Genomic DNA, 6000 nt, shown 5'->3' on the forward strand with positions numbered 1-6000 from the left:
CCTTCCGACTTCCTATAAACTAGGAGTGAACTGAGGTGTAAATATATGATCGTTTTACAGGTCAATCAATTATATAAATCTTATATGGGTGATGAAATTTTAAGCGGCGTTAAATTAGAAGTGCAGCATCGTGACCGCGTTGCCCTCGTTGGAAGAAATGGCGCGGGAAAATCCACCCTTTTAAAAATTATCGCAGGCAAACTTTCATATGATTCTGGCGAAATCATAAAACCGAAGGATATTCGGCTAGGGTATTTAGACCAACATGCCGGATTAGAATCGACCCTATCTATTTGGGAAGAAATGATGACGATTTTTGAACCATTGAAAAAGCTGGAACAAACGATTCGTACTCTAGAACTGAAAATGGCTGATCCTGAGGTCTATGAAAATCCTGATCAATATGCAAAGGTCATGACAGAATATGATCAATTGCAGCATGATTTCAAAGAAAGAGGCGGCTATCAATATGAAGCTGATACACGTTCTATTCTGCACGGCATGCAGTTCTATCCTGACAGCTATGATCAAAAAATATCTGAGCTATCTGGAGGGCAACGTACACGTCTCGCCCTTGCAAAACTATTATTAAGCAAGCCCGATCTGTTGATTTTGGACGAGCCAACCAACCATTTAGATATCGAGACACTAAACTGGCTCGAAACCTTCTTAAAGAGTTATGATGGAGCGATTTTAATTGTATCCCATGACCGTTATTTCCTCGATCAAATCGTTTCAATCGTTTATGAAGTATCACGCCACCATGTCAACAAATTTACTGGAAACTACAGTAATTACCTGGACCAAAAGGCAAAAAACTATGAACGTGACCGCAAGCTGTATGAAAAGCAACAAGGCGAAAAGGCAAAGCTAGAAGACTTTATTCAAAAAAATATTGTACGAGCCTCTACAACAAAGCTCGCACAAAGCAGGCGCAAGATACTTGAAAAAACAGAGTGGATGGATTCTCCAGAAGGAGATGAAAAATCTGCTACTTTCTCATTTGAGATTGAACGCCAAAGCGGCAATGATGTGTTGCAGGTGAATGACTTAACAATAGGCTATGAAGGAATTCTTGTCTCTCAAAATATCCAGCTGCATGTTTACCGTACAGATCGGATCTCTTTAGTCGGCCCGAATGGCGTGGGAAAATCGACATTATTAAAGACACTTATAAAAGATGAATCACCGCTTTCTGGAACAATCCATTTCGGCACAAATGTTCAGATCGGCTACTATGATCAGGAACTCGCAAAGCTAGATAGTAATAAATCGATTCTAAAAGAACTATGGGATGAATGGCCTTTAATGAATGAAAAGGACCTTCGGACAGTTTTAGGCCGCTTCCTCTTCTCAGGAGAAGATGTAGATAAAATTGTTCGTGATTTATCAGGCGGTGAAAAGGCAAGGCTTGCTCTGGCAAAACTAATGCTCCAAAAGGCAAACTTCCTCATTCTTGATGAACCGACTAACCACCTTGATTTGGACAGCAAAGAGGTATTGGAAAATGCATTAGTAGATTATCCTGGCACATTGCTATTTGTTTCGCATGACCGTTACTTTATCAATCGTATCTCTACTAAAGTAGTTGAACTTTCGCATGATGGGACAACTGAATATCTTGGCGACTACGACTATTACGTTGAAAAGAAGCATGAGCTTGAAGAAATAGCTGCCGAAAAACAGGCTGCAATGCAAAAGCCAATCGAAATAGTCGATCAAAAACAAAAAACAACGCAAATTGATAAAGAAGCGAAGAAAAAGATTCGAAAAGTAAGCAGGCGTATAGAAGAGATTGAACAACAGCTAAGTACGCTCGACCAGCAAATAGAAGGCATTGAGAAGATGCTTTGTGACCCTGAAATCTTCCAGAACCATGAAAAAGTACTGGAATTGCAAACACAATTAGATGATTTAAAAGAGCAGCATGAAGTATTCGAATTAGAGTGGCTTGAATTAAATGAAGAGCTTGAGAAGCTGTGAATAACTAGTAGTTATAAAAAGGAGCTGTCGAATGATTAATCATTTGATAGCTCCTTTTGTCGTAACAACACATATATTGTCTATATATTGGTCAATAGCTAATTTTCCAACTATGTTTTTCCACAAATTTATTCACATAAACAATCCTTATTTTTCAATGGTTTAAAATAGTTTTCCACATTATCCACAGATTTTAGTCTAGTTATACACATAAAAATGTGTATAAACTGCTACTATATCTAGTTATTACACATTTAATCCACAAACTGTCCACAATTTGTGGATTATTTTAGAATTTTCACACTTTTTATTACAAAAAGGACTTTCATTTTACATGAAAGTCCTTTTCTGTGTATAACTTTATTTATTCCATGACAACAACTCTAATCCAGGTCGGCCATTTAACGTTAAATCGCTTCTTTTCCCCGCTTTAAACATAGAAGTCCCTGCAGCTGCTATCATAGCAGCGTTATCTGTACATAATTTTAACGGTGGCACATAAAAAGGTATATCCTCTTTGTTAAAGGTTGCAGTTAGTGCATCTCTTAAGCCTTTATTGGCTGATACACCTCCAGCAGCTATCACTTGTTTCACATTGTACTGCCGTGCAGCTCTCAAGGTTTTGGCTGTCAATACTTCCACAACACTATCCTGGAACCCCTTTGCCACATGCATTGGATTAATAGCCTCTCCTCGTTGGTCTGCGTTATGTTTATAATTAATAACAGCAGATTTTAATCCGCTGAAGCTAAAGTCATATGAATCTGGCTCAAGCCATACGCGAGGGAAATCGACTTCACCATCGCTTTCATGTGCTAATCGATCAATCTGCGGACCGCCTGGATACGGAATGTTCAATACCCTTGCCACTTTATCATAAGCTTCGCCTGCCGCGTCATCACGCGTCTCACCAATTAATTCAAAATTGCCGTCTTCCTTCATCAACACCAATTCAGTATGGCCTCCGGAAACGACCAGAGCTAATAGTGGAAATTCCATAGGCTGTACTAGTGCATTGGCATAAATATGACCCGCAATATGATGTACGCCAATAAGGGGTAAACCATGTGCAAAGGAAAATGCTTTTGCCGCATTGATGCCAATTAATAAAGCGCCTACTAAGCCAGGACCTTCTGTCACGCAGACAGCATTTAAATCAGCAGGTTGTATATTCGCCTGCTTTAACGCTTCTTCAATAACGACAGTAATCTGCTCTACGTGATGCCTAGAAGCGATTTCTGGCACGACGCCTCCAAATCGTTTGTGACTTTCAATTTGTGAGGCTACCACATTTGAGACAATCTCAGTTCCATTCTTCACTACAGATGCGGCTGTTTCGTCACAGCTGCTTTCAATTCCTAATATATATATGTTCTCCATTATAAATTCACCCACATCACAAGAGCATCCTCTTGATTATCAGTATAGTACCCTTTTCTTATACCGCCTGCTTGAAATCCAAGTTTTCGGTACAAGTTTTGAGCAACCGTATTGGAAACCCTCACTTCAAGGCTCATGATGACAACGCCTCTTTCTTTCGCTGTCATTATTGCTTTACGCATAAGTCCTTCTCCAATACCTCTGCCTCGGCCTTCCGGAAGGACCGCAACATTTGTAATTTGGCTTTCATCAAGTACAATCCACATACCACAAAAGCCTATAAGCTTCCCTGTCTCTTCTACAGCAACTATATATGTGGCTTGTGTATTACGAGTCATTTCTTGATAAAAAGCCTCTACTGTCCATGGTGTAGGAAAAGAGGCTTCCTCTATCGCATGGACTGCTTCTACATCTTCAACTGTCATCTCTCTATAAGTAATCATCGTTTTTGTTCCTTCTGTTCTTTCAACCAATTGGCTTCTGCTTCTACCAGTCGGCAATAAGTTGGCACAAAATGATGTGTGTCTTCCACTGCCGGTAATTCTTCCTGCTCCGCTAGATAAATGAGTTGCCCTGCACTAGGTAAATCAAACGTATATGGAGCGCGCGTAGCAAGCTCTCCTAATTGTTGTTTAATCTGTTGCCAGAAAACATCTACATCTTGCCCGACAAAAAGGACAGGTTGACCAATTTCTTTTAATTTCTCTAAAAGAGAAGCCATGCTATAATGCCCATCAGCAATAACCGATTCTAATTGATGAGCGGAATTATATACACCGCCATACACATTTTCACGTCTTGCATCAATGACCGAGCATACAAGGCCTTGATATATATCGGCATTTGCGGCTAATACTTTTAAGCTGGATACACCAGCCAACGGTATTTGAAGCGTCCATGCTAATGTTTTAGCTACGGTTACGCCAATCCTGACCCCCGTATAAGAGCCGGGCCCTTGGCTAACCGCAATCGCATCTATATCGCTTGGTGAAAGGCCTGCTTTTTTGATAATATCTTCAATAGCCGGCATAACACTAGCTGAATGATTTATTTTCATATTTCTAGCTTCCGCCGCTACAATTTTTCCATCCTTCACAATAGCTACTGCCAAGGGTGAATTTGCTGTATCTATTCCTAACCAAATCACTTTTTTAACTCCTCGCACAATAGTTCATACCGTTTCCCAAAAGGTATTAATATAAACTTTCTTTTATTATCGTCAATCCGCTTAATTTCAATGGCTAAACGATCAGCAGGTAAATCTGTTTCTATTAGATGAGCCCATTCAATAATCGAAACGGCATCACCATAGAATAATTCATCATATCCTAAATCTTCTTCGCCGTCCGCAAGCCGATATACGTCAAGATGGTTAAGAGGTAATCTACCTTCATATTGTTTCATAATTGTAAATGTAGGGCTGTTAACTGTTCTCGTAATGCCTAAACCCTTGGCGATTCCTTGCGTGAAGGTTGTTTTCCCTGCACCTAAATCTCCCTCTAAAGTGAGTACATCACCTGATTCTAACAAATCGGCCAATTTCATAGCCAGCTCTGTGGTCTCTTCTAAAGAAGCAACCATGATTTCCATCGTCATAAGACTCGTCCTCTCACATTCTCATTACTCCTAGTTTACCTAAATCTCCTGAAATGTTCAAACTGCCACATTTTCATGATATATAAAAAACTACCTTCAATTAAAAATTTGAAGATAGTTTTTAAATATTAATCGAGCTCAATCGTATTATTCATTTTATTGGCGTCATCACCATTGCCTCTCATCTTCTTATAAAGATGAACCATGCTTTTCATCATATTGCCTGTTTCCCAATACTCTGCTGACTCTGCCTCCACTTTAATTAAGATCAAATTAGGATCGTCATAGCTCGTATTTAAAAGCTTTTCATAAGCTGCATTCCATAATTCCTTTTTCTTGTTTACATCATCCACGATTGTGGCTTTACCTCGTACAGAGACATAGTATTTACCGGCATAAGATACGTTTACGTCTGCTTCTTTTTTTATTTCATCATACTTTTCGGTTTCCTTTTTCGTAAAGAACCATAAATCCCCATCAAACTCGACTTCTTGAGTCTTCATCGGACGAGATACTAATCCGTCTTTTGAAATTGTTGTCAGCATAGCTGTTTCTACATCTTTAATGAGCTCTCTTACTTTTTCAACTTCATTTGCATCATAATTGTTATTCATTAACTTCACCCCATTTTTTAGTTACTTTAGTTTACCCTGTTTTTCTGAAGGCTAATCAATGAATGAGGCTCGTTAATTTTATAAAAATGGTATAGAAAAACAATATAAAAAAAAACAGCTGAAATATCAGCTGTGTTTGATTGCGAAGCGACGTCCTACTCTCACAGGGGGAAGCCCCCAACTACCATCGGCGCAAAAGAGCTTAACTTCCGTGTTCGGCATGGGAACGGGTGTGACCTCTTTGCCATCATCACTCCACATATATGTAGAGATTTTGTTCTCTCAAAACTGGATAAACGAGAATTGAAGGTTCTTAAGAAATTTGGTTAAGTCCTCGATCGATTAGTATTCGTCAGCTCCATGTGTCGCCACACTTCCACCTCGAACCTATCTACCTCATCGTCTTTGAGGGATCTTACTTACTTGC

Annotated in this window: 6 protein-coding genes and 2 rRNA genes; 1 reads left to right on the plus strand and 7 read right to left on the minus strand. The window is 39.4% G+C overall.

What is annotated here, in order from left to right; genetic code table 11:
• Nucleotides 1-45: 45 nt before the first annotated feature.
• Complete coding sequence (locus tag RCJ93_RS15065) at nucleotides 46-1983, plus strand: ABC transporter ATP-binding protein (RefSeq protein WP_446739429.1); 1938 nt, start codon at nucleotides 46-48, stop codon at nucleotides 1981-1983.
• Nucleotides 1984-2343: 360 nt separating this feature from the next.
• Here RCJ93_RS15065 and tsaD read toward each other — a convergent pair whose 3' ends face one another.
• The 7 genes from tsaD to RCJ93_RS15100 form a co-directional block, all read right to left on the minus strand.
• A complete protein-coding gene (gene tsaD, locus RCJ93_RS15070; protein ID WP_446739430.1) occupies nucleotides 2344-3363 on the minus strand; it encodes a tRNA (adenosine(37)-N6)-threonylcarbamoyltransferase complex transferase subunit TsaD in 1020 nt (339 codons plus the stop codon).
• Entirely contained in the window at nucleotides 3363-3806 is a 444-nt protein-coding gene (gene rimI / locus RCJ93_RS15075) for a ribosomal protein S18-alanine N-acetyltransferase (RefSeq protein WP_150285614.1), read from the minus strand. Before rimI ends, tsaD begins: the two co-directional genes overlap by 1 nt.
• Nucleotides 3803-4510 carry a tRNA (adenosine(37)-N6)-threonylcarbamoyltransferase complex dimerization subunit type 1 TsaB gene (gene tsaB, locus RCJ93_RS15080; protein ID WP_446739432.1) on the minus strand — a complete coding sequence of 236 codons (708 nt, stop codon included), beginning with the start codon at nucleotides 4508-4510 and terminating at the stop codon, nucleotides 3803-3805. The genes rimI and tsaB overlap by 4 nt, the downstream gene beginning before the upstream one ends.
• Nucleotides 4507-4959, minus strand: coding sequence for a tRNA (adenosine(37)-N6)-threonylcarbamoyltransferase complex ATPase subunit type 1 TsaE (gene tsaE, locus RCJ93_RS15085; protein WP_150285606.1), 453 nt, complete (start codon nucleotides 4957-4959; stop codon nucleotides 4507-4509). The genes tsaB and tsaE overlap by 4 nt, the downstream gene beginning before the upstream one ends.
• Nucleotides 4960-5087: 128 nt before the next feature.
• Nucleotides 5088-5573 carry a pyridoxamine 5'-phosphate oxidase family protein gene (locus RCJ93_RS15090; protein WP_446739433.1) on the minus strand — a complete coding sequence of 162 codons (486 nt, stop codon included), beginning with the start codon at nucleotides 5571-5573 and terminating at the stop codon, nucleotides 5088-5090.
• A gap of 142 nt (nucleotides 5574-5715) precedes the next feature.
• Nucleotides 5716-5831: ribosomal RNA gene (rrf, locus tag RCJ93_RS15095) — 5S ribosomal RNA — on the minus strand.
• A 64-nt stretch (nucleotides 5832-5895) separates the two neighbouring features.
• Nucleotides 5896-6000, minus strand: a 23S ribosomal RNA gene (locus tag RCJ93_RS15100); the annotation flags it as partial.

This window comes from Rummeliibacillus sp. BSL5, from assembly GCF_052928305.1.